The sequence below is a fragment of the Azospirillum sp. SYSU D00513 genome (genome assembly GCF_017356015.1).
Taxonomy (GTDB): domain Bacteria; phylum Pseudomonadota; class Alphaproteobacteria; order Azospirillales; family Azospirillaceae; genus Azospirillum.
Window position 1 is genome coordinate 74278 of record NZ_JAFIQV010000006.1, and the last position, 21880, is coordinate 96157.

Annotated in this window: 15 protein-coding genes; 9 read left to right on the plus strand and 6 right to left on the minus strand. The window is 69.1% G+C overall.

From position 1 onward, the window contains the following. Positions 1–44 precede the first annotated feature (44 nt). Positions 45–1079 (plus strand): formylglycine-generating enzyme family protein, encoded by a 1035-nt coding sequence (locus JUB11_RS06500; protein ID WP_207457460.1) that lies wholly within the window; start codon positions 45–47, stop codon positions 1077–1079. A 534-nt stretch (positions 1080–1613) separates the two neighbouring features. Beyond that, positions 1614–4997, plus strand: coding sequence for a carbohydrate-binding domain-containing protein (locus JUB11_RS06505; RefSeq protein WP_207457462.1), 3384 nt, complete (start codon positions 1614–1616; stop codon positions 4995–4997). A 117-nt stretch (positions 4998–5114) separates the two neighbouring features. Here the strand turns inward: JUB11_RS06505 and JUB11_RS06510 are convergent, their stop codons facing one another. The 6 genes from JUB11_RS06510 to JUB11_RS06535 all read right to left on the minus strand — a co-directional run bounded on the left by JUB11_RS06510 (position 5115) and on the right by JUB11_RS06535 (position 12723). Then, positions 5115–6389: a TRAP transporter large permease gene (locus JUB11_RS06510; RefSeq protein ID WP_207457464.1), complete on the minus strand. Its 1275-nt coding sequence runs from the start codon at positions 6387–6389 to the stop codon at positions 5115–5117. Positions 6390–6432: 43 nt separating this feature from the next. Further along, the gene (locus JUB11_RS06515) at positions 6433–7005 is read right to left on the minus strand and encodes a TRAP transporter small permease (RefSeq protein ID WP_207457466.1); all 573 of its coding nucleotides are present in this window, start codon (positions 7003–7005) and stop codon (positions 6433–6435) included. Then, on the minus strand, positions 7002–7979 hold the full coding sequence (locus JUB11_RS06520; protein ID WP_207457468.1) for a TRAP transporter substrate-binding protein: 978 nt from the start codon (positions 7977–7979) through the stop codon (positions 7002–7004). Before JUB11_RS06520 ends, JUB11_RS06515 begins: the two co-directional genes overlap by 4 nt. 28 nt (positions 7980–8007) lie before the next feature. Beyond that, positions 8008–9024, minus strand: a complete 1017-nt coding sequence (locus tag JUB11_RS06525; protein ID WP_207457470.1) for an ABC transporter permease — start codon at positions 9022–9024, stop codon at positions 8008–8010. Next, the gene (locus JUB11_RS06530; protein WP_247886893.1) at positions 9021–11567 is read right to left on the minus strand and encodes an ATP-binding cassette domain-containing protein; all 2547 of its coding nucleotides are present in this window, start codon (positions 11565–11567) and stop codon (positions 9021–9023) included. The genes JUB11_RS06525 and JUB11_RS06530 overlap by 4 nt, the downstream gene beginning before the upstream one ends. Positions 11568–11664: 97 nt before the next feature. Beyond that, positions 11665–12723, minus strand: coding sequence for an ABC transporter substrate-binding protein (locus JUB11_RS06535; protein WP_207457472.1), 1059 nt, complete (start codon positions 12721–12723; stop codon positions 11665–11667). Between the two features lie 336 nt (positions 12724–13059). Here JUB11_RS06535 and JUB11_RS06540 point away from each other — a divergent pair, with 336 nt between their 5' ends. From JUB11_RS06540 to JUB11_RS06570, 7 genes are all read left to right on the plus strand, one after another. Continuing rightward, positions 13060–14325 (plus strand): ribulose-bisphosphate carboxylase large subunit family protein, encoded by a 1266-nt coding sequence (locus tag JUB11_RS06540; protein ID WP_207457474.1) that lies wholly within the window; start codon positions 13060–13062, stop codon positions 14323–14325. Next, on the plus strand, positions 14322–15734 hold the full coding sequence (locus JUB11_RS06545; protein WP_247886894.1) for a four-carbon acid sugar kinase family protein: 1413 nt from the start codon (positions 14322–14324) through the stop codon (positions 15732–15734). The genes JUB11_RS06540 and JUB11_RS06545 overlap by 4 nt, the downstream gene beginning before the upstream one ends. 65 nt (positions 15735–15799) lie before the next feature. Further along, entirely contained in the window at positions 15800–16636 is an 837-nt protein-coding gene (locus JUB11_RS06550) for a phosphogluconate dehydrogenase C-terminal domain-containing protein (RefSeq protein ID WP_207457477.1), read from the plus strand. Between the two features lie 169 nt (positions 16637–16805). Beyond that, positions 16806–17516 carry a transcriptional regulator NanR gene (locus tag JUB11_RS06555; protein WP_207457479.1) on the plus strand — a complete coding sequence of 237 codons (711 nt, stop codon included), beginning with the start codon at positions 16806–16808 and terminating at the stop codon, positions 17514–17516. Positions 17517–17611: 95 nt separating this feature from the next. Next, entirely contained in the window at positions 17612–19606 is a 1995-nt protein-coding gene (locus tag JUB11_RS06560) for a hypothetical protein (RefSeq protein WP_207457481.1), read from the plus strand. Between the two features lie 131 nt (positions 19607–19737). Next, positions 19738–20739, plus strand: a complete 1002-nt coding sequence (locus JUB11_RS06565; RefSeq protein ID WP_207457483.1) for a sugar ABC transporter substrate-binding protein — start codon at positions 19738–19740, stop codon at positions 20737–20739. A 107-nt stretch (positions 20740–20846) separates the two neighbouring features. Continuing rightward, the gene (locus tag JUB11_RS06570) at positions 20847–21875 is read left to right on the plus strand and encodes an ABC transporter permease (protein ID WP_207457485.1); all 1029 of its coding nucleotides are present in this window, start codon (positions 20847–20849) and stop codon (positions 21873–21875) included. Positions 21876–21880: the final 5 nt, after the last annotated feature.

The window sequence follows — 21880 nt, forward strand, 5'->3', positions numbered from 1 at the left end:
CGCGGGGAGGGTTCGATGGTTCAAGAGCAGAGGATGGCAGTTTCATGAGGAAGAGCGCAATCGCGCTGCTGGGCATCGTCCTTGCCGGTGTCGTCGTTGCGGCCGGTTTCGACACGACGCAAGCGCGGCAGGAGATCGATCTGTCGGTCTGGCTGCACGAGCGGGCGGCCGGGCACGAGCGTTGGAGCGGACTGTCGAAGGCGTGCGCGGCGTCGGCCTCCTGCCGGCACGCGCCGCTGTCGGTCGGAATGCCCGCGGTGTGGGACCAGCCCGAAACTCCGCCAATGGCGGTGATCCCGCCGGGCGAGTTCACGCTCGGGTCGCCGTCCGACGAGGCCGGCCGTTTCGACGACGAGGGGCCCCGGCTTCAGGTCTCGATCGGATATGGCTTCGCCGTATCGCAATACCCTGTCACGCGGGGTGAATATGCCTTCTTCGTGCAGGATGCGGGATACGCCTCGACGACCGAATGCCATGGCTATGACGGCGAAACGGAGCTCAGGAAAAAGCCGCGCTTCACTTGGCGGTCACCGGGGTTTCCGCAGTCGCTCGACGATCCGGTGGTCTGCATCGCCTGGAACGATGCCAAAGCTTACGTCGATTGGCTCAGCAGGAGGACGGGGCGGACCTATCGACTGCTCTCGGAGGCGGAATGGGAGTACAGCGCCCGAGCGGGCGATTCCGGCCCCTGGCGTCCGGAGGAGCGGGCCGGGGAGACCTGCGGCGGAAACGGGGCGGACCTCACCGCGAAGACGCGCTTCACCGATTGGGAGGTCGCGAACTGCCGGGACGGCGCGATTTTCACCTCTCCGGTCGGCCGTTACGAGGCGAACGCCTTCGGCCTCTCCGACATGCTCGGCAACGTGTGGGAGTGGGTCGAGGACTGCCGGAACGAGCGGTATGACGCGGCCGGACCGCGGGACGGCCGGGCGCTCCTCACCGGCGACTGCGGGCGACGGATGATGCGCGGCGGGTCCTGGCACAGCCACCCGCGCCATCTGCGCCCGGCGGCCCGCCGCGCCGACGGCGCGGGCATAGGCTATGCCGCCTATGGAATAAGGGTGGCACGGGTACTTTGATCGGTCCCAGCCTGAAGCGCCGCCGTGGTCGGCTCCCGGCCACGGCGGCGCTTCCTTCCGAATCGGCCATTTTGAAACGGATCTTCAGGACTTGTTTGCTTCTTCAGTTAGTTTGATTGAGCTACTTCGGAATTTTTGAGGTCGTCTTTGAACTTTTCAGAAGGTTATCAATATATCATATTGTGAAACAGAGTAATGATGCAGATTGTCTTGTCGGCATCTCGATAAAATGTTCACCATGTCTCCATAAGATCAGGATAACTTTCGGGTCCTATCTTATGGTAAAGAGAAATCACGAATCAGCGGAGTCGACATTGAGTCATTTGACTCGATGCGCTGCGATATGAACTCTGGACACCGATATGGCGACTCTATACTGACGCATATGGTTCAATAAAGCGTCAGGATGACTCTATTATTTCGCCGACATTTCGGTCCGTTTCTTTTCACAGCAGGAGAAAAGGATTAGGCGCTAAAGGGCTAACCACAAAGTAGGTTGGATTTAGCTCAAAGGGTCTATGAAGAATGTCGAGTGTGAGCAGGACCTCCATCGCCGTCACGGCTTGGCGCAACGGCGACCAGTCGGTGCCTCCGAAGCTTCAGCTTTTCCTCGACGGCAAGATGGTCGGGGAGACCGAGGTCAGGGCCTATACGGCGACGGGCTACAGCTTCACCGCGGATCTCGATCCCTCGCTGGCGCACAAGCTTCAGGTGCGGTACGTGAACGACGCTCCGGGCCGAGACCTGTTCGTCGGAAAGCTGCAGGTCGGCGCCTTCTCGATCAAGCCGACCGATCCCGGGGTGACCTACGACAAGGGCGCGATCGACGGCCGGGATGTCGTGGCGGGGCAGGAGGCCATGTGGTGGAACGGCGCGCTGGACTTCGCGGTTCCGTCCAACGTCACGACCCCGCCGCCGGCGACCGGCCCGGACGACCTGGTCGCGATCACCGTCAAGGCTTCCGGCACCACGCAGGATGGCCAAGCGCCGCGCTTCAAGCTGCTGCTCGACGGCAAGCTGATCGGCGAGGCGAGCGCCACCTCCAGCACGTCCAAGGACTACAGCTTCACGGCCAGCGTGGCGGCCGACCAAGCGCATAAGATCCAGGTCCAGTATCTGAACGACGGCCCCCAGCGGGATTTCTTCATTCAGGGCATCCAGATCGGCGGGCAGGAGATCAAATCCACCGCGCCGGACGTGATCTACGACAAGGGGGCGCTGGACGGGCGTGATCTCGCCAAGGGGCAGGAGGCGATGTGGTGGAACGGCACCATGGTCTTCTCCGTTCCCGCCGGCTTCCTGACGCCGTCAGCTTCGACTCCGACCGCCCCGGCTCCGACGGTGCCGAGCCCGGCCATCCCGAGCCCAACCGTTCCGAGCCCGCCCGCGCCGTCGGCGCCGCAATGGACCGCCGTCGGTGACCGCGTCACGGTGGCGAGCGGCAGCGCGCTGGTGTTCGACCCTCTCGCCAATGACCGCTGGACCGCCGGCCCCAGCACCTTGACGGTGCGCGTGTCGGGCGATCATTACCTGGGGGCGCCCCAGTTCCGGCTGCTCGTGGACGGCCAGCCGGTCGGGGCCGTGCAGACCGTCTCGGCGGTGTACGGCCAGAACCAGTGGGAAAGCTTCACCTTCAAGACGACGCTTCCGCAGATCGACCAGCACAAGGTTTCCGTCGAGTTCCTGAACAACCTGTTCGAGGGCTCGGCGTCCAAGGACCGGAACCTGTATGTCCAGTCCGTCTCGGTGGACGGCACCCAGTTCACGCCGGCCTCGCCGGCCCAGACCTCGAACGGCGCCAAGACCTTTACGGTGCCCCACAGCGTGGTGAACGGCAAGCCCGCGGACCCCAGCCTGATCGCCGGCAAGGCCGCGCATGGAACGGTCGCGGTCACCGCTGGGGGCGACCTCAGCTACAAGCCTGCGGCGGGTTACGTAGGGTCGGACAGCTTCACCTACACGCTGCGCGACGCGGCGGGTGTGACCTCGACCGCCACCGTGGCGGTGGACGTCAAGGCCGCCGCCGTGGCGCCCCAGCCGGTTCCAAGCCAGCCTGCCCCGACCCAGCCGTCATCGGACCGGACCGCCAGCGCGTCCGTCAGCTCGGAACGCCCGCCGTTGTCGAAGGACGTCTGGGTCAAATCCTGGGGCGCGGACCGCGGGCTCGCCCCGCAGCACCTGTTCTGGGAGACGGTGCCCGACTACGCGAACGCGTCGCACATGGCGCTGACGCGGGATGTGGCGGCCGACCATCTGGCGGAGGGCGTCGTTCCCGTCATCGGCATGCAGCTCTGGGAGGACACCTTCCTCAAGTCGCAGCCCGGCGCACAGTTCGGCAGCCTCGCCGGCCACAAGGCCTGGGTGTCCTGGGTGGAAGCGCACCCGCAGTATCTCGGGACGAACGCGAGCGGCAAGGTGCACTACTCCACCACCGCCAACACGGAGGGCTGGGGCTACGTGAGCCCGCTGATGCCGCTCGACGCGAAGGACGCGCCGGCAGGCTTCACGGGCAAGACCGCCTACTATGCCGACTGGCTGGCCGACAAGCTGGGGCGCCTCGCCGCCCACACCGGCACGCGCGGGTTCGAGTTGGCGGACTTTTTCGATGGCAGCCCGCATTCCGGCGTGATGAACTATTTCAACCCGCGCATGATCGCGGACTTCTCGGCGAAGACGGGGATCGCGGTCAGCGGCGGCACCCTTGCCGAGCAGGCGGCCTGGATCCGCGCCGAACACCCGCTCGAATGGCTCGACTACTTCGTCAAGGGCTGGTCCTACAGCTGGAAGGCGCTGACCGAGGGCATCGAGAAGCACACGGGCCAGGAAGCCTGGCTCAGCAACCAGACCTCCTTCACGCCCGCCGCCATGCGCGAGTTCGCCGGTGTCGACGTGCGCGAACTGGGCAAGGTCATGGATCTCGGCGACCTGCTGATCAACGTGCAGACGCTCGAGCGCTTCACCATGCAGCACAAGCTGGCCCCGGCCGCCTACGAGCAGGCGATGCTCGGCACCCACGCGGCGCGCGCGCCGGAAGGGCACTACGGGCACATGCTGTCCTCTTCCGAGGACGACTACTGGAACGCGGTGAACACGCTCTACAAGGGCGTGTCGGGCACCGCGCGCGAGGAGCTGGGCTGGGACCGCCTGGAGCAGACCTGGTACCAGAGCGGCTGGACCCATGTCGCCGAGGCGGATGGCGGCATCCGCCGCGCGGCGGAGTCCTGGTCGCGCAGCTATCACGACTGGGGCGAGGTCAAGCAGGGCTGGCTCGACACCCTGCGCGACATCGTGCCGACCCGGCCCTTCGGCCCGGCCCTCTATTACAGCGCGAATGCGGAGAACGCCGCGAACCGGCTCGCGCCCACCGGCAACGACATCGGCAACGCCTATCTCGGCGAACTGCTGACACCGATCACCCGCCTGCATGAGGCCGGCGTGCCGTTCGGCTATTACGTGAGCGACGCGGCACTGGGGTCGATCAACGCCTCCAACGCGCCCAGCGCCTGGATCATCCCGCAGCGTTACCAGAACGGCGTCGATCTGTTCAGCGATGCGGAAATCGCCGCGCTCAAGGCCAGGTCACCTGTCCTCGTCGGGGACGAGGCCATCGGCTACAAGCATCCGCTGACCTTCACCGACGCCGATCCGGGTGCGCAGATCACCGGCTATGGCTTCTACGACCAGAAGGACCGGCTGATCGTGGTCGCGTCCGACCGCGTCGATTTCGACGACACGGCGTCGCGCGGGGCCTTGAACGTGCATATCGGGCTTATGCTGAAGGACGGGCGCTACACGGCGGAGAATCTGGAGACCCACGCGAAGCACGCCTTCACCGTGACCGGCGGCAATGGCGGGTTCGACGTCGACATCGGACGGTGGGACACGGAGCTCTTCGCGGTCACGCCCGAAGCGGCCTGACGAGCGGACGGTCCATAACGGGCCGGTCGGGCCTCTCCCATAGGGGAGGGGCCCGGATTCCTGTTTGAAAAGGGTGCTTTCCGGGAGAGCCGATCCGGTCCTGCTCCGGCCTCCCCCTCAGGATTTGGCGCTGTAGGGCAGCCAGGTTGCGAGGGCCGGCACGAAGATGATCAGCAGCACCACCGCGATCAGGGCGAGGATGAAGGGCACGGTGGCCCGGCTGGCCTCCAGCAGGTTGGTGCGGGCGATGCCGCAGGTCACGAACAGGCAAGCGCCCACGGGTGGCGTCACCAGACCGATGGCGAGCCCGATGACGGTGACGATGCCGAACTGGACCGGGTCGATCCCGACCTTCTGGACCAGCGGCCACAGCACCGGCACCAGGATGATGATGTTGGCGCCGAGGTCCAGCAGCATGCCCGCCACGAGATAGATCCCGAGGATCAGGATCAGCACGAGGTAGGGATCCGAGGTCAGGCCCAGGATGATCCCCGCCGCCTCCTGGGGGAGCTGCTCGCGGGTGACGATCAGCCCGTAGAGGGAGGCCGCGGCGATCATCAGCAGCACCATGCCCGTCGTCACCATGGACTCCAGGACGATCCCCGGCAGGTCGGCGGGGCGGATGGTGCGGTAAACCACCATGCCGACGACCAGCCCGTACAGCACGGCCACGACCGAGGCCTCGGTCGGGGTGGCGATGCCGTAACGGATGCTGCCGATGATCACGAGCGGCATCAGCAGCCCCCAGACGCTGGCCCGCGTCGCCGCGGCGATGCTGCGCGCGGACGGGCGCGGACCCTTCTGGTAGCCGCGCCGCACCGCCAGGATCCAGGAGGTGACCATCAGCGCCAGCGCCATCAGGAGCCCCGGCACGAGCCCGCCGATGAAGAGGTCGACGACCGACACGCCGGTGACCACGCCAAAGATGATCATCGGAATCGAGGGCGGGATCACCACCGACAGGGTCGAGGCGCTGGCCGTGACCGCGGCGCTGAAGGGCCGGTCGTAGCCCCGGTCGATCATCGGCGGGATGAGTGCGGCACCCGTGGAGGCGGCTTCCGCCACGGCGGAGCCGGTCATGCCGCCCATCAGCGTGCCGGCGGCGATGTTGGCCTGCGCCAACCCGCCGCGCAGCCAGCCGACGATGGCGTCGGCGAACTGCACGATGTCGCGGGCGATGCCGCTGCGCGCCATGAGATGGCCGGACAGCAGGAAGAAGGGCACCGCCATGAGCACGAAGCTGTCCATCGCCGCCGTCATCTTCTGCACCACCAGCCCGATCGGCAGGCCGCCGTAGAGCAGCGCCCCGAAGGAGGCGATGGCGAGGCTGAAGGAGACGGGCACATTGACCAGCAGCAGGACGAAGAAGCTCAGGAGCAGGATGGTGGCCATTGGGTGCCCTTCCGTTCGGCGTTCCGTTCTTACCGGGTGGCCTTCAGCCTTGCGCGCCGGTTGCTTGTGCATTGATGGGGCGGCCGCCACGGACGAACCAGGTCACCAGCACGTCGCCGCAGATCAGGAAGGCCATGACGCTGTAGCCGAGATAGACGTAGACCATCGGCAGCTCCAGGATGGCCGAGGGCTGGTCCACCGTCAGCCCGAGCAGGCGCATGTTGGCGACGAAGGTCCAGCCGCAGAATCCCAGGACCAGCGCCTCCACCAGCCGCCCCGACCAGCCTTCCAGCCGGGGCGATCCCAGATAGGCGATGGCGTCCAGCGCGATGTGGGCGCGGTGCCTCCAGGCGAGCCAGCCCGACAGGTAGCCGATCCACACCAGCGCGTAGCGCGCCAGCTCCTCGCTCCAGGTCAGCGGGTCGTTCAGCGCGTAGCGCCAGGCGACCTGGGCGAGGCAGACCAGGATCATCACCGCGACGGTCAGCACCAGCGCGGCCATCGCGAGATACTCGACCCCGCGCCAGACGGCCTCCACCGCCGCCCGCACGCGCGGCTGGCGGCTGGCTGCCGCGCCCAGTGCCGGACGCGAGGCCAGACGCGGCAGGGCCGTCATTGCGCCCCCTCGCGGATGGCGGCGAGCATGCCCTGATCGATGTTCTTCAGCGACCCGGCGAGGCCGGCGGTCGCCTTGCGGAAGGGCGTGGTGTCGACGGTCTCCACGGTCATGCCGCGCTCGCGCAGCTTCTCCAGCTGTTCGCGCTCGAGCCGTGCCGACTGCTCGCGCTGGTAGGCGGTCTCCTCGGCCATCGTCTCCTGGACCGCGGAACGGACCTCCGCCGGGAGGGCGTCCCAGCGCGCCTTGCTGAACATCGCGACGTGCGGCCCGTAGACGTGCCCGGTCAGGGTCACGTGCTTCTGCACCTCCCACAGGGAGTTGGTGTAGATGATGGTGATCGGGTTCTCCTGCGCGTCGATGACGCCCTGGCCGAGGCTGGTGAAGACCTCGCCCCAGACCATCGGGATCGGCGAGGCGCCGAGTTCCTTGAAAGCCGCGATGTGCACGGGGTTCTGCATGGTGCGCAGCTTCAGGCCCTTCAGGTCGTCCGGCGAGGCCACCGGCTTCTTGGTGGTCAGGTGGCGCCAGCCGTTCTCCCACCAGCCGAGCCCGACGATGCCCTTGGGCTCCAGCTTGGACAGCAGCGTCCGGCCGATCTCGCCGTCCAGCGTGCGGTAGACATGGGCCGAATCCTTGAACAGGAAGGGCAGGTCCACGATGCCCATCTGCGGCGCGAAGGCGGTGAGCGGCCCGGTCGAGACGACGGCCATGTCCACCGAGCCGAGCTGGAGCCCCTCGACCATCTCCCGTTCCTCGCCGAGCTGGCGGTCGGGATAGACCTCTACCTTGACCTTGCCGCCGGTCTTCGCCGCCAGCAGCTCGCCGAACTTGACGAGGCCGAGATGGGTCGGGTGCGCCATCTGGGCGCCGTGGCCCGCCTTGATGACGATCTCGCCGGCCGCCTGGGCCGTGCCCGCCGCGGCCAGCGCCGACAGCAGGACGCCCGACACCACTGAAAGCATGCGCATCATGATCGTTTCCTCCGTTGGTTCGTTCTTGCTAGGGACTCGTTCCGGCCGGCCGGGCCGTTGCCGCCGCTGGGCTTGGGGTGGCGTCCGGGCGTGGCGCTCGCCGACGCCGCGCATCGCCGGCGAGCGCCAGGACGGCGATGATGACCGCACCCTGGATGATGTCCTGGGTGCCCGCGGGCAGGCCGGCGACCTGCATCGTCGTGACGATCAGCACCAGCAGGACCGAGCCGAACAGCGTGCCCGCCGCCGACGCCTGGCCGCCGAAGATCAGCGTCCCGCCGAGCACCACCGCGCCGACGGATTGCAGCAGGAAGGGGCTTCCCATGTCGAGGAAGGCGCCGCCGGACCGTGCCGCCAGCAGCACCCCGGCCAGGGCCGAGGCCACGCCGCCGGCGAGGAAGGCGATGGCGGTCACCCGGCCGGCCGGGATGCCGGCCAGCACCGCCGCCCGGTGGTTCTGACCCACCGCGGCGAGCAGCCGCCCATACACGGTCCGCCGCAGGACGAAGGCGCAGAGCAGGGTGGCCGCCAGCGCCAGCAGCACGATGACCGGCACGCCCGCGACCCGCCCGGTCGCGACCCAGGCCAGGGCCGGGCTGATCCGGTATGTCGAGAAGCTGCGGTTCGCCAGCAGCGTCCCGGTGGCGAGAACATAGCCCGTCGCCAGGGTCGCGATCATGGCGGGAATGCGCAGCAGCAGGACCAGCGCGGCGTTCGCCGCCCCGACGAGCAGCCCGACGGCGGCCGCGACCGTCAGCCCCACCGGCAGCATGAGGTCCGACCCGTCGATGACGTTCACCGACATGAAGGCGCTGAGCGTGATGACGCCGGGAACGGACAGGTCGATGTTGCCCCGCCCGGTGGTCACAACCAGCATCTGCCCGAGCGCGGGGAAGAGCAGGAACGCGGCCGAGGCTGCCACGCCGGACAGGCTCTGCGGGCTGAACCGCGCGGTGAGCAGGCTCAGGGCCAGCCAGAGGACCAGCACGCCCATCAGGGACCAGACCCAGGGGCGCCGTTGCGCCCAGGCGAGAAAACCGCTCATGCCTCCTCCCGCCGGTCCATCGCGCCGCGCAGGGCCAGGATGCCGATCAGCAGCAATCCCTGGACCGCTGCGTTGTAGTCTGTGGCGATGCCGAGGAAGCTCAGCAGCGAGCCGATCAGCGACAGGGTCACGGCCCCCGCCGTGACGCCGAGGGGCGAGACGAAGCCGCCCCCCAGCCTGCAGCCGCCGATCACCACGGCGGCGATGCTGAGAAGGGTGAAGCCGCTGCCGGCGTTGATGTCGCTCGCCGTGGTGATCGCCGTCATGGACAGGCCGGCGGCGGTGGCGAAGAGCCCGGCGAGGAGGTACCGCAGCACCGTATGGCGCAGGGCGGACCAGCCGCCCTGTTCCAGCGCGTCCGGGTTGTTGCCGAAGGCGCGCAGCACGGTGCCGGTGCGCGACCGGTCCACCAGAAGGCCGCACAGCCCCGCCGCGGCGATGATGAGGGCGGAGGTCGGAAGACCGGGGATCTGCCAGCCCACCGCAGCGCTCAGCCACTCCGGGCTGGCGCCGCCGGGCGCCGCCTGGAGGCTGTAGCCGCAGCCGAGCCAGATGAAGGAAGCGCCCAGCGTGACGACGATGGCGGGGATGCGGCGCCGCTCGATGATGGCGCCGGTCAGGGCGTATGCGGCGAGCGCGGCGGCGAGCGCCGCCATGCCCAGCGGGGGCTGCTCGACCAGCAGCGTCGCGCTGACGACGTTCACCAGCCCGGCATAGGCGCCGATGCCCAGGTCGATCTGGCTGCCGCCGACGATGATCATCTGCGCCAGCGCGATCAGCACCAGCGGGATCGCCGAACTCAGCAGCAGGTCCATCCCGAAGGTGCTCGCCGCCATGGGGTTCAGCAGGACCAGCGCGGCGGCCACCAGCGCCAGGCTCAGGAAGGGGGCCAGCGCGGCGAGCCGCGCGCCCAGGCCGCCGTCCGTTCCCCCTGGCGCCTCACGGCGTTCCGGATTTCGACCGTCGGAGACTTGGCCCGCACCTTGGCCCACACCCTGGAAGGCGCCCTGGACGATGCCCTCCTCGGAAATGTCGCTCCCCTTTAGCTCGCGGACGATGGCGCCGTCGCGGAAGACCAGCACGCGGTCGCACTCCAGAAGCTCGGCATCCTCCGTGCTGTGCCAGAGCAGGAGGCGGCCGGACCCGGCGGTGTCCCGGACGGCGGCGTAGAAGTCGCGCTTGGCCGCCACGTCCACGCCGCGCATGGGATCGTCGAGCAGCACCATTTCGAAACCCGGCAGCAGGGCGCGGGCGACCAGAGCCTTCTGCTGGTTGCCGCCGCTCAGATGCAGGATGTTGGAGGGCAGACGGGCCGGGTCGAGCCGCAGCCGTTCCGCCCAGGCCTCCCCCTCCCGCCGCTCCGCAGCCGGGGACGGGACCGACAGCAGGGGGCGGCGCGCGAGGCCGGCGGCGCCGATGTTCTCGAGCACGCTCCACAGCGGGAACAGCCCGTCGCGCTGGCGGTCGCCGGACACGAAACCGGCGCCGGCGCGGCAGGACAGGTCCGGGTCGGAGCCGCCCGCGGCGCAGGCGCGGATGCGGTGCAGAAGATCCTTCTGGCCGGCGCCCTCCAGGCCGGCGAATCCGACGACCTCGCCGGCTCGCAGCTCGATGTCTCGGCCGAGCGGCGCCACAGCGGCACCGCCGACGCGCAGCAGCACCGGCCGCGTGCTATCGGCCGCGCTCTTGGCGCCCATGCCGACGCGCGCGGCCGCCGGCTGGTCCTGCGCGGCCTCACCGCCCATCAGCGCCACGAGATCATGTACCGCGAAACCGCGCGCGTTCCCCTCGCGGACGATGCGCCCATTGCGCATCACCACGACGCGGCCGCAGACCTCCAGCACCTCGCGCAGCTTGTGGGTGATGAAGATGAAGGACACGCCCTCGGCGGCGCGGCGCCGGATGTAGGACTGGAGCTGTGCCGCGCGCCCGCCATCGAGCGAGGAGGTCGGTTCGTCCAGGATCAGCAGCTTCAGCGCCGGGTCGGCGGCGGCGCGCGCGATCTCCACCATCTGCCTCTGGCCGATCGGCAGGTCGCCGAGCCGCCGGTCCGGGTCGATGCCGCTGTCCGGGAAGACGGCGTCGATGCCCGCACGGGCGAGCGCCCGGTAGCGGCCCCGCCAGAAGGGCGTGGGGCCGGAGAGGCCCGGCGCCTCCAGGTAGACGTTCTCCGCCACCGTCAGGTTGGTGCAGAGGGACAGTTCCTGGTGGACGATGCGGATGCCGCGCTCCCGCGCGGTGCCCGGCGTGTGCCCATGGACGGATACGGGCGCGCCGCCGATGGCGATCGTGCCCGTATCCGCCTGGGCGGAGCCGCAGAGGATGCGCATCAGCGTGCTCTTGCCGGCGCCGTTGGCGCCGACCAGACCGACCGTCTCGCCGGGCATGACCGAGAGGCTGATGCCGTCGTTGGCCAGCGTCGGGCCGTAGGCCTTGCTGATGCGGTCGAGGGCGATGACCGGGACGGCGGCGCCGGCCGCCGTCCCGGACGCCATGCCGGGGCCGTCGTCGGGCGGGAGCGCCCGTGGCGAGGTGAGGGTCATGTCGCTGGTGGTCCGCTGTGTTGCGGACGGGTCCGTCCCGGCGGTCGCGGGTCCGGATCCGTCCTACGGCACCTGGAGGGCGCTTGTCGGAGGGCGTTTACTTGGCCGCGGCCTGCGGCTGGGCCAGAAGCGTCTCGCGCACCCAGCCTTGCGTGAAGGTCGGGCTGACGATGGTGCCCGCCGGCATGGAGGCGTAATCGTCCAGGTTCTTTTCGTCCACCACCGCGACCGGCATGGTCATGGCCTTGGGCGGCTTCGCCCCCTTCGTGATCTCGTAGGACAGCCAGAAGGCGGCGCCTCCGATCCCGGGCGTGGTGTTCATGGAGATGGTGGAATAACCGTTCTTCTTCCTCTGCGCGTTCCACCACTGGATGAAGTTCGAGCTGCCGCCCCCGCTGATGATCGGCATCTTCTTCTCGTAGGCTCCGCCATACTGCTCGAAGGCCTGGGCGATGCCGAAATCGTCGCCGCCGCCCTGGGCCAGCACCGCGTCCACTGTCGGCAGGCTCGGCAGCACGTTGGCGACGGCGGACTGCGCGGTGGAGGTGGTGGCCTGCCCGTAGACGGTGGCGACGACCTTGATGCCCGGATAGCTCTGCAACGCCTCCATGTGGCCGGCGTGCATTTCGTTGTCGGGTGCGGAGCCCTTCACGCCGCGCACGACGATGACGTTGCCCTGGCCGTTCAGGCGCTTGGCGATCTCATGCGCCATGTCGGCCTGGTACTTGCGGAAATCGAAGCCCAGCGTGTAGGCGCAGGGGGCCGACACCAGGGAGTCGAAGGCGACGACCGTGATCCCGGCCTGGCAGGCCTTCTGGATGATCCCGTTCAGCGCGGTTTCCGACGCGGCGTTGATGGCGATCACATCGACCTTGCGCAGGATGAGATCGGCCATCTGGCTCATCTGCTGGTTGGCCGAGCCGTCGCCGTTGACGACGACGTAATCGGCGATCTTGCCCTCCTGCTTGGCCTGGGTCGCCGCCGCCTCGAAGGATTCCACCATCTGGCGGCGCCAGGTGTTGCCGTAATAGGAGTTGGACAGGGCGATCACCGGCTTGTCGGGCGCCGCCTGCGCCGGCAGGGCCGGAATGAGCAGCGCGGCCGCCAGGACGGCGAGCGGCAGCCGGCGGGCGGCACGGTTCGGACCTCGGTGCATGTGCGTCTCCTCCCCAGGAAATCTGCCAGCGCTTCTGGCGGCGTTGCGGCGTTCCAGCATCCGGTGGAAACCTGTTCCCGGCTCCCTGCCGTCGCATGCGGCACGCACCCTTATGGAGCAATCATCATACCAGTATATTGTTCGAGGCAAGAACATTCTTTAAAAAATTTGTCTTGCCGGCGTGCTGCAAGCTGGTATGATGACTATACGAACTCGCCCATGGCGCCGCCGGATCCGTTCCGGCCCGGAGCGCCGAAAAACCGCCGTCAGGAAAGCAGCGCCGCCCCGATGCGGCGAAAAGGCCGAAGGCAGAGGCTTGAGAAGGTGACAGGCAGCATGTCCGCGCAACGCATCACCGCGACCTATCGCATCGAAACCGCCTATCCCGTGATGGAAGCGGTCGAAACCATGGCCGGGGAGCAGTCCACCGGCACCTTCATCCGCCTGCCCGGCGAGACCGACGCGATGCGCGAGGCCTACGGCGCGCATGTGGAACGGGTGACCGAGCTGGAGGAGGTCGCGGCCCCGTCCCTGCCGGGGGCCGGCCTGCCGAGGGGGACCGCCGGAAAGCCGGTCTGGCGCCGGGCGGAGGTGGTGCTGTCCTGGTCGCTCGACAATTTCGGGCCGTCCCTGCCGAACCTCGTGGCGACCGTCGCCGGCAACCTGTTCGAGCTGCGTCCCTTCAGCGGGCTGCGGCTGATCGACATGACCCTGCCGGAGGCCTTCGCCGCGGCCTATCCCGGTCCCAGGTTCGGCGTCGCCGGCACGCGCCGCCTCGCCGGGGTGGAGGGCCGCCCGCTGATCGGCACCATCGTGAAGCCGAGCGTGGGGCTCGGCCCGGAGGAGACGGCGGCGGTTGCCCGGACGCTCTGCGAGGCCGGCATCGACTTCATCAAGGACGACGAGCTTCAGGCCGACGGCCCGCATTGCCCCTTCGAGCAGCGTGCCCGCGCCGTGATGCGGGTCGTCAACGACAGCGCCGAGCGCACGGGGAAGAAGGCGATGTACGCCTTCAACATCACCGGCGACCTCGAAGAGATGCGCCGGCGCCATGACCTCGTCCTCGAACTCGGCGGCACCTGCGTGATGGCGAGCCTCAATTCGGTCGGGCTGACCGGCATGATCGAGCTGGGCCGCTTCAGCCAGCTCCCCATCCACGCCCACCGCAACGGCTGGGGCTATCTTTCCCGCGAGCCGTCGCTCGGCTGGTCCTACGTGGCTTGGCAGAAGATCTGGCGTCTGGCGGGTGCCGACCACATGCACGTCAACGGCCTCCAGAACAAGTTCTGCGAGGAGGACGACAGCGTCATCGCCTCGGCCAGGGCCTGCCTGACGCCGATGTTCGAGAGCAAGCCCTGCACGGTGATGCCGGTCTTCTCCTCCGGCCAGTCGGCCAAGCAGGCGCCGGGCACCTACGCGGCACTGGGCTCCGCCGACCTGATCTTCGCGGCCGGCGGCGGCATCATGGGCCATCCCGACGGGCCGGCGGCCGGCTTCGCCAGCCTTCGCGAATCCTGGGAGGCGGCGCTCGCCGGCATCCCGCTGGAAGAGTACGCGCGCGACCATCCGGCGCTCGCCAAGGCGATCAGGGCCTACGCATGATGGCGGTCCCCTCCACCGGCATGCCAAACGGTTCCGGCCCCCGTCCGCTGCCGGACGGGCTGCTGCTGAGCTATTACGGCGACGACTACACCGGCTCCGCCGCGGTGATGGAGGTCATGACCTTCGCCGGGTTGCCCACGGTCCTGTTCCTCGACCTGCCGACGCCGGAGCGGCTCGCCCGCTTCGCCGGATACCGGGCGGTCGGCATCGCCGGGGTTGCGCGCTCGCAAAACCCGGCCTGGATGGGCCGCCACCTCCCGCCGGTTTTCGAGGCGCTGGCCGGGCTCGGCGCGCCGGTGTCCCACTACAAGATCTGCTCCACCCTGGACTCCGCCCCCCATGTCGGGTCGATCGGGCGGGCGGCGGAGCTGGCGGCCCCCCGGCTCGGCGGCGGCTGGCACCCGCTGGTCGTCGCGGCCCCGGCCATCGCGCGCTACCAGGCCTTCGGCAACCTCTTCGCGGTGGCCGCGGACGGGGTCCGGCACCGGCTCGACCGCCACCCGAGCATGGCGCACCACCCGGTGACGCCAATGGACGAGGCCGACGTGCGGCTCCATCTGGCGCGGCAGACCGGCATGGCGCTGGGCCTCGTGGACCTCGTCGCGATGAAGCGTGGCGAGGCGGACGCGGCACTCCTGCGGGAGCGGGAGCGCGGGGCCGGGATCGTGGCGCTCGACGTGGTGGACGAGGAGACGCTGGCCGAGGCCGGCCGGCTGATCTGGGAACGGGGCGGCGACCGGCTGTTCGGCATCGGCTCCCAAGGGCTGGAATACGCGCTCGTCGCCTACTGGCGCGCCGCCGGGCTGATCGGGGCGGCCCCACCCGCCTTCCGGGCGGCCTCGGCCGAACGCATCGCCTGCGTCTCCGGCTCCTGCGCGCCGGTCACGGCCGGGCAGATCGCCTTCGCCGCCGAGCGTGGCTTCGCGGCGCTGCGCATCGACGCCGCGCGCGCCGTGGACGAGGCGGCCTGGGACCGGGAGCTGGGGCGCGCCGCGGACGAGGCGCTGGCAGTCCTGGGCGAGGGCCGCGACCCGCTGGTCTTCTCGGCCATGGGACCGGACGACCCGGCGGTGGCTGACCTGCGCTCGGCCGTCGCGGCGAACGGGCTGTCGCCCGAGGCCGTCAACGACCGCATCGGGGCGGGGCTCGGCCGGCTGCTCGACCACCTGCTGCGGGAGGGTGGGCTGACGCGCGGCGTGATCGCCGGGGGCGACACCTCCGGCCATGCGGCGCTTCGGCTCGGCATCCACGCGCTGACGGCGCTGGCGCCGGTGGCGCCGGGCGCTCCGCTCTGCCGGGCGCATTCCGATGACCCCTGCCACGCGTCGCTGGAGATCGCGCTCAAGGGCGGCCAGATGGGCGCCCCCGACTATTTCCCCGCCGTCAAGCGCGGCGCGGCGAACGACTGAAGCCGAACCGCTTCGACCACATCACCGAAATCAACCGACAAGACATTTGGGGAGGATCTGAGACCATGACGAAGATCGCACTGCTCGGCGCCGGCGGAAAGATGGGCGTCCGCCTTGCCTCCAACCTCCACGGGTCCCGTTTCACCGTGGACCATGTCGAGATCTCCGAAGAGGGCCGCGCGCGGCTGAAGAACGCCATCGGCGCCGAATGCGTGGACCGGGAGCGGGCGCTCGCCGAGGCCGACGTGGTCCTGATGGCCGTCCCCGACCGGCTGATCGGCAAGATCGCCCATTCCTTCATCGACCAGATCAAGCCGGGCACCGCCATCATCATGCTCGACGCGGCCGCTCCCCACGCCGGCCTGCTGCCCGCGCGCGAGGACGTCACCTATTTCGTGACGCACCCCTGCCATCCGCCGATCTTCAACGACGAGGTGGAGCCCTCGGCCAAGACCGACTTCTTCGGCGGCATCGCCGCCAAGCAGCACATCGTCTGCGCCCTGATGCAGGGGCCGGAGGAGCATTACGCGCTGTGCGAGGAGATCGCGCGCACGATCTACAAGCCGGTCATGCGCTCCCATCGGGTGACGGTCGAGCAGCTCGCCATCCTGGAGCCGGCCCTGTCCGAGACGGTCGGCGCCACCCTGTCGCTCGCCATGCGCGACGCGGTGGACGAGGCGGAGCGGCGCGGCGTTCCGCGCGAGGCGGCGGTGGACTTCATGCTCGGTCACCTCAACATCGAGCTGGCCATCGCCTTCAACGTCTTCCCCGAGGGGCGCTTCTCCGACGGCGCGCTGCACGCCATCGCCCAGGCCCGGCCGAAGATCTTCCGCGACGACTGGCTGGAGCGGGTGTTCGACCGCGAGGCGGTGCTCCAGTCCGTGAAGGACATCTGCGCCTGAGGGTCGGTCCCCGCCGGAGCGCCCCCTGGCCGGTATGATCTCTATACCGCCCAGGGGACATTCCCCGCCGGGCGGTGACGCCCGGCGGTCGGAAAATCCGGTCCGTTTCGCTTTGGCGTCCGTATTGATCGGTTGTATTCCAGAGTGAAATCCCCTTGCAGAGCCGATCATGAGCGCCATCGAACCGATTCCCCGCCGCAAGCTGTCCCAGGAAGTTCTGGACCGCCTTCTGTCGCGCATCTCGACGGGGGAATATGCGCCGGGCGACCAGCTCCCCTCGGAGCGGCAGCTCATGGAGATGTTCCAGGTCGGCCGGCCGGCCATACGCGAGGCGATGCAGACGCTGGCGCACATGGGGCTGGTCACGATCACCCATGGCGAGCGGGCGCGCGTCACGCCGGTCACGGCGGCGAAGCTGATCGAACAGGTCGGCGGCTCGGCCAAGCATTTCCTGGCGACCGCGCCGGAGAATCTGGAGCATCTCAAGGAGGCGCGCGTCTTCTTCGAGGTCGGCATGGTCCGCATCGCCGCCGAGCGGGCGACCGAGGCCGACATCGACAATCTGGGGCGGCGCCTGCACGAGCATCGGGAGAGCCTGACGGACCTGTCCGTCTTCCAGGCCCGGGACATGGCCTTCCACCGCGAGATCGCCATGATCTCCCGCAACCCGATCTACGCGGCGGTGAGCCAGGCCATGTTCGATTGGCTGGCCGCCTACCATGTCGACCTGCTGCGCGCGCCGGGCCTGGAGATGGTCACCATCGAGGAGCATGAGCGCATCTTCGACGCCATCGCCACCCGCGACCCGGAAGGGGCGGAGCGGGCCATGTCCGATCACCTGAAGCGCGCGCATCACCTGTACCGCCGCTCCGAGGAGTGACGGTGGGGCCGGCCGGTACTCGGAAAGCCAGCACGGAGAAGGCCGGCTTCCGGACGGGAAACCAAAGAAACAAAAAACGGAGGGAGGAAGGCGCCATGGCGGAGGTCATGCCGACGGTCGCGCTGTACGGGACGATGCAGGCCCCGGCCCGCCCCCGCATCCTGCGGGCGGGTCCCCTGGCCGCGGAGTTCGAGGAGGGAGCCCTGCGTGCCGTGCGCTGGCACGGCGTCGAGATCCTGCGGGGCATCGCCTATCTCGTGCGGGACACCGGCTGGGGAACCCTGCCGGCCACGCTTTCCGAAATGACGGTGGAGGAAGGGGCCGACGGTTTCCGGGTGAGCCACGAGGGCCGCGTCGAGGCCGGCGGCCAGGCTTATGTCTACCAGGCGTCGATCCGGGGCACGGCCGACGGCCGGCTGGAGTTCGAGGCAACGGGGGCCGCCCTCACCGACGTCCAGACCTGCCGCACCGGCTTCGTCGTCCTGCACCCACTGGATGGCGTCGCCGGCCGGCCGGTCGCTATCCTGCACGCCGACGGCAGCCGGGAGGAGGGCCGTTTCCCGGCGCTCGTCAGCCCCGGCCAGCCGATCTTCTCCATCCGCGGCCTCTCCCACGAGCCGGTGCCGGGCGTCCGCGCGGACTGCGTCTTCGAGGGCGACGTCTTCGAGATGGAGGATCAGCGGAACTGGACCGACGCCTCCTTCAAGACCTATGTCCGGCCCTTGTCGCTGCCGACCCCCTACACCATCCCCGCCGGCACGCGCGTGGAGCAGGCCGTGCGGCTCTCCCTTTCCGGCGCGCCGCCCCGCGAAATCGGGAAGCTTCCGGCCCAGGCCGTCGAGGACGGAATCCGCGTCACCATAGGGGAAGGACTCGCGGCAGCGGCGATGCCGCCGGTCGGGTTGGGGATCGATCCGCGCCGGCTCCCGGAGCAGCTGGCCGTGCTGGACCTCGCCCGGACGGCCGGGGCCGGGCTGCTCGTCGGGCGCTATGACCCGCTGACGGCCGACGGCGGAACCCTGCGGGCCTTCGCCGAACTGGCGGAGGGGACGGGTGCGGACCTCCTGCTGGAACTGCCGCTCCCCTGCCGGCGGTCTCTCGACGCCGAACTGGGCGAGGCCGCCCGTGCGATCGAAGCGGCGCGCCTGCCTGTCGCCGGTCTGACCGTCGCGCCGGCCGCCTACCTCAAGAGCTACCAGCCGCAGGGTCCCTGGCCAGAGGTACCCTCCTTCGCCGAACTGTATCGGGCAGCCCGCCGCGTCTTTCCCGGCCTCGCCATCGGCGGTGGCGTGCACGCCTTCTTCACGGAGCTGAACCGCGCCCGCCCGCCGGTGGAGGGGTGCGACTATGTCAGCGTCACCACCAGCCCGCTGGTCCACGCGGCCGACGAGCGGTCCATCCGGGAATCACTGGAGGCGCTGCCCGCCGTCATGGAGACGGCGCGTTCCTTCTGCGGCGGGGTGCCGCTCCGGGTCGGTCCCTCGGCCATCGGCATGAGGGACAACCCCTACGGCCAGGGACCCGTGGCCAACCCGGACAACGGGCGCGTCCCCATGGCGCGCATGGACCCGCGCCAGCGCGGGCTGTTCGGGGCCGGCTGGTATCTCGGCTATGCCGCGGCGCTGGCGCGGCAGGGGACGGCCTCCGTCGCGCTCGGCGCGCTGGCCGGGGAGTTCGGCTTCGCCTACAGCCGGACCGACTACCCGCAGCCCTGGTTCGACGCGGATCCGGCGGCCCAGGTCTATCCCGCCTACCATGTGCTTCGCGCCCTGTCGCGCGCGGTTGGCGCCCCCCTCCTCGACGTGACCGTCGAGGGCGCCGGGAACGGTCTCGTGGCGTTCGGCTGGAGAGGCGCTGCCGGCGCGGAGCTGTGGCTGGCGAACCTGATGCCCGATCCCGTCCGGATCGATGTCGCCGGACCGGGGCTGGAGCGGGCCGGGGTGCGGATCATGGACGCCGCGCGCTTCGCCGAGACCTGCCGCGATCCGCTCTGGATGGATGGTGAGGTGGAGATCCGCCCGCTCCGGGGGCTGGAACTGCCGGCCTGTGCTGTCGCGCGCATGGTTCAGCCCGCGCGTCAGCGCACATAGTTCAGAAGTCGTAACTGCTGGCTTCACGTACTTTTGCCGTTGCCGGTCCGCCGTCAACTGGTATGATCAGTGTACAAGTAAAGAAATGGCCGGGGAAACGGCCCGGCGTCAATCCTGGGGAGGAAATTGCCATGACCATCACGCGTCGCCAATTCACGCTCGGCGCCTTGCTCGCGGCGGGCACGGCCGGCCTTCCGGTCTTCGCCAAGGCACAGGGCAAGAAGACCATCGCCGTGCTCTTCGACGGCCTCTACTCGCCCTTCTGGGTCGCCGGCCTGGATGTCATCAAGAAGGACCTGGAGCGCCGCGGCTATCAGATGGTGCAGGCGATCTCCGACCAGGACGACAACCGGCAGCTCGAGCAGGTCCGCGCCATGCTGGCCCGCAAGGTGGACGGCATCATCATCGTGCAGACGGACTCCAACGCCGTCATCCCGGCGATCCGCGCCGCCAACCAGGCCAAGGTACCGATGGTGCATTTCAACCGCCCGCCGGCCAAGACGGAGGCCTTCTCGGTCGCGGTGGTCGCCGACAACCGCAGCATCACCAACGCGACGGTCGAGCATATGGTGAAGGTGGCGCGTGAGAAGGGCGGCAAGTACAAGGCGGCCATCATGATCGGCGACCTCGGCGATCCCAACGCCATCGGCCGCCGCGACGGCTTCTTCGACGTGGTGGACAAGAACAAGGACATCATCGACGTCGTCGCGCGCATCCCGACGGAATGGAACGCGGACGTCGCCTTCTCCGGCCTGACCAACGCCTTCCAGGCCAACCCGGACATCAACTTCCTCTTCACCTCCTCGGACTTCCTGTTCCCGCAGATCGTCCAGGTGATGAAGACGCGTAACAAGTTCCATCCCATCGGCCACCCCGATCACGTCATCTTCGGCGGCTTCGACGGCGACGCCACGGCCTACCAGCTTCTGCAGGACAAGTATCTGGACGCCGACGGCGTGCAGGACCTGTTCAAGGAGGCCGACCTGGCGATCAACGCCATCCTCGACCTCCAGGCCGGCAAGACCGTTGACCGGGTCCTGCTCGACCCCGGCTTCGCCATCCACCAGGCCAACCTGGAACAGGCGCGCGACCGCATGTGGGGCTACGTCGTCCACAAGCAGAAGAACGGCTGAGGTCTCTCAGCCGAGATCATGGCGGGACCGGCCCGGGCCGGTCCCGCCGCCCTTCTCCGGTCCTCTTTCCGGCGCGGCCCTGGCCGCGGCACATTCGGGTTCACGGCATGAGCGCAACCAGCCTCGGGAACGACGCGCCGGCCTCGGCCGCGCGGCGCCTTCTCCGCCATCTCCTCTTTTCCGAGTATCTCGTCCTCTATCTCAGCCTGCTCTACTTCGTGGCGGTGCTGCCGCTGGTGCCCGAGATGGCTTCTGCCGAGGTGCTCGCGAACATCCTCTCCGACATGCTGCCGCTGCTCGTGGTGGCGATCGGCCAGACCTTCGTTCTGATCGTCGCGGGCATCGACCTGTCGGTGACCTCGGTGCTGGCGATGGCGAGCGTCGTCGGGGCCAGCGTCATGACCGGCGACGGCGGCTATCTGGCCGGGTCCCCGCTGGCGGTCCCCGGCGCCATCCTCGCGATGCTGGCGGTCGGGCTGCTGATCGGAGCCTTCAACGGCCTGTGCATCACCCGTTTCGGCATGCCGCCCTTCATCGTCACCCTGACGACGATGATGTTCTTCTCGGGTGCCGCCATCTGGTACACGACCTTCCACACCGAGACGAGCAGCATCGCCGGCCTTCCCGGCGGCTTCGTGGCGGTGGGGCAGGGCAGCGCCGCCGGCCTGCCTCACGCGCTGTGGGTCGTGCTGGCGGTGGGGATCGCGGCGCATCTGGTCCTGGCGCGCACGGTGCTCGGCCGGCGCCTCTACGCCTGCGGCCAGAACCGGCGCACCGCGATGGTGTCGGGCGTGCCCGTCCCGCAGGTGATCCGGACCGCCTTCGTGATCTCCGGCGGCTGCGCCGCGGTAGCCTCCATCCTCTACACGGGCCGGCTGGAGACGGGCACGCCCATCCTGGGCCAGGCGATCCTGCTGGACATCATCGGCGCGGTGGTGATCGGCGGCACCAGCCTGTTCGGCGGCAAGGGCAAGATCCTGTGGACCGTGTTCGGCGTGCTGTTCCTGGTGCTGATCGACACCAGCCTGAAGATGCTGGGCATGTCGCTCTTCTCGGTCTTCGCCATCAAGGGGGCGGTGATCCTGGCGGCGGCGGTGATCGACGCCCTGCGCACCCGCTTCTCCGCCCGGCTTTAGGAGCG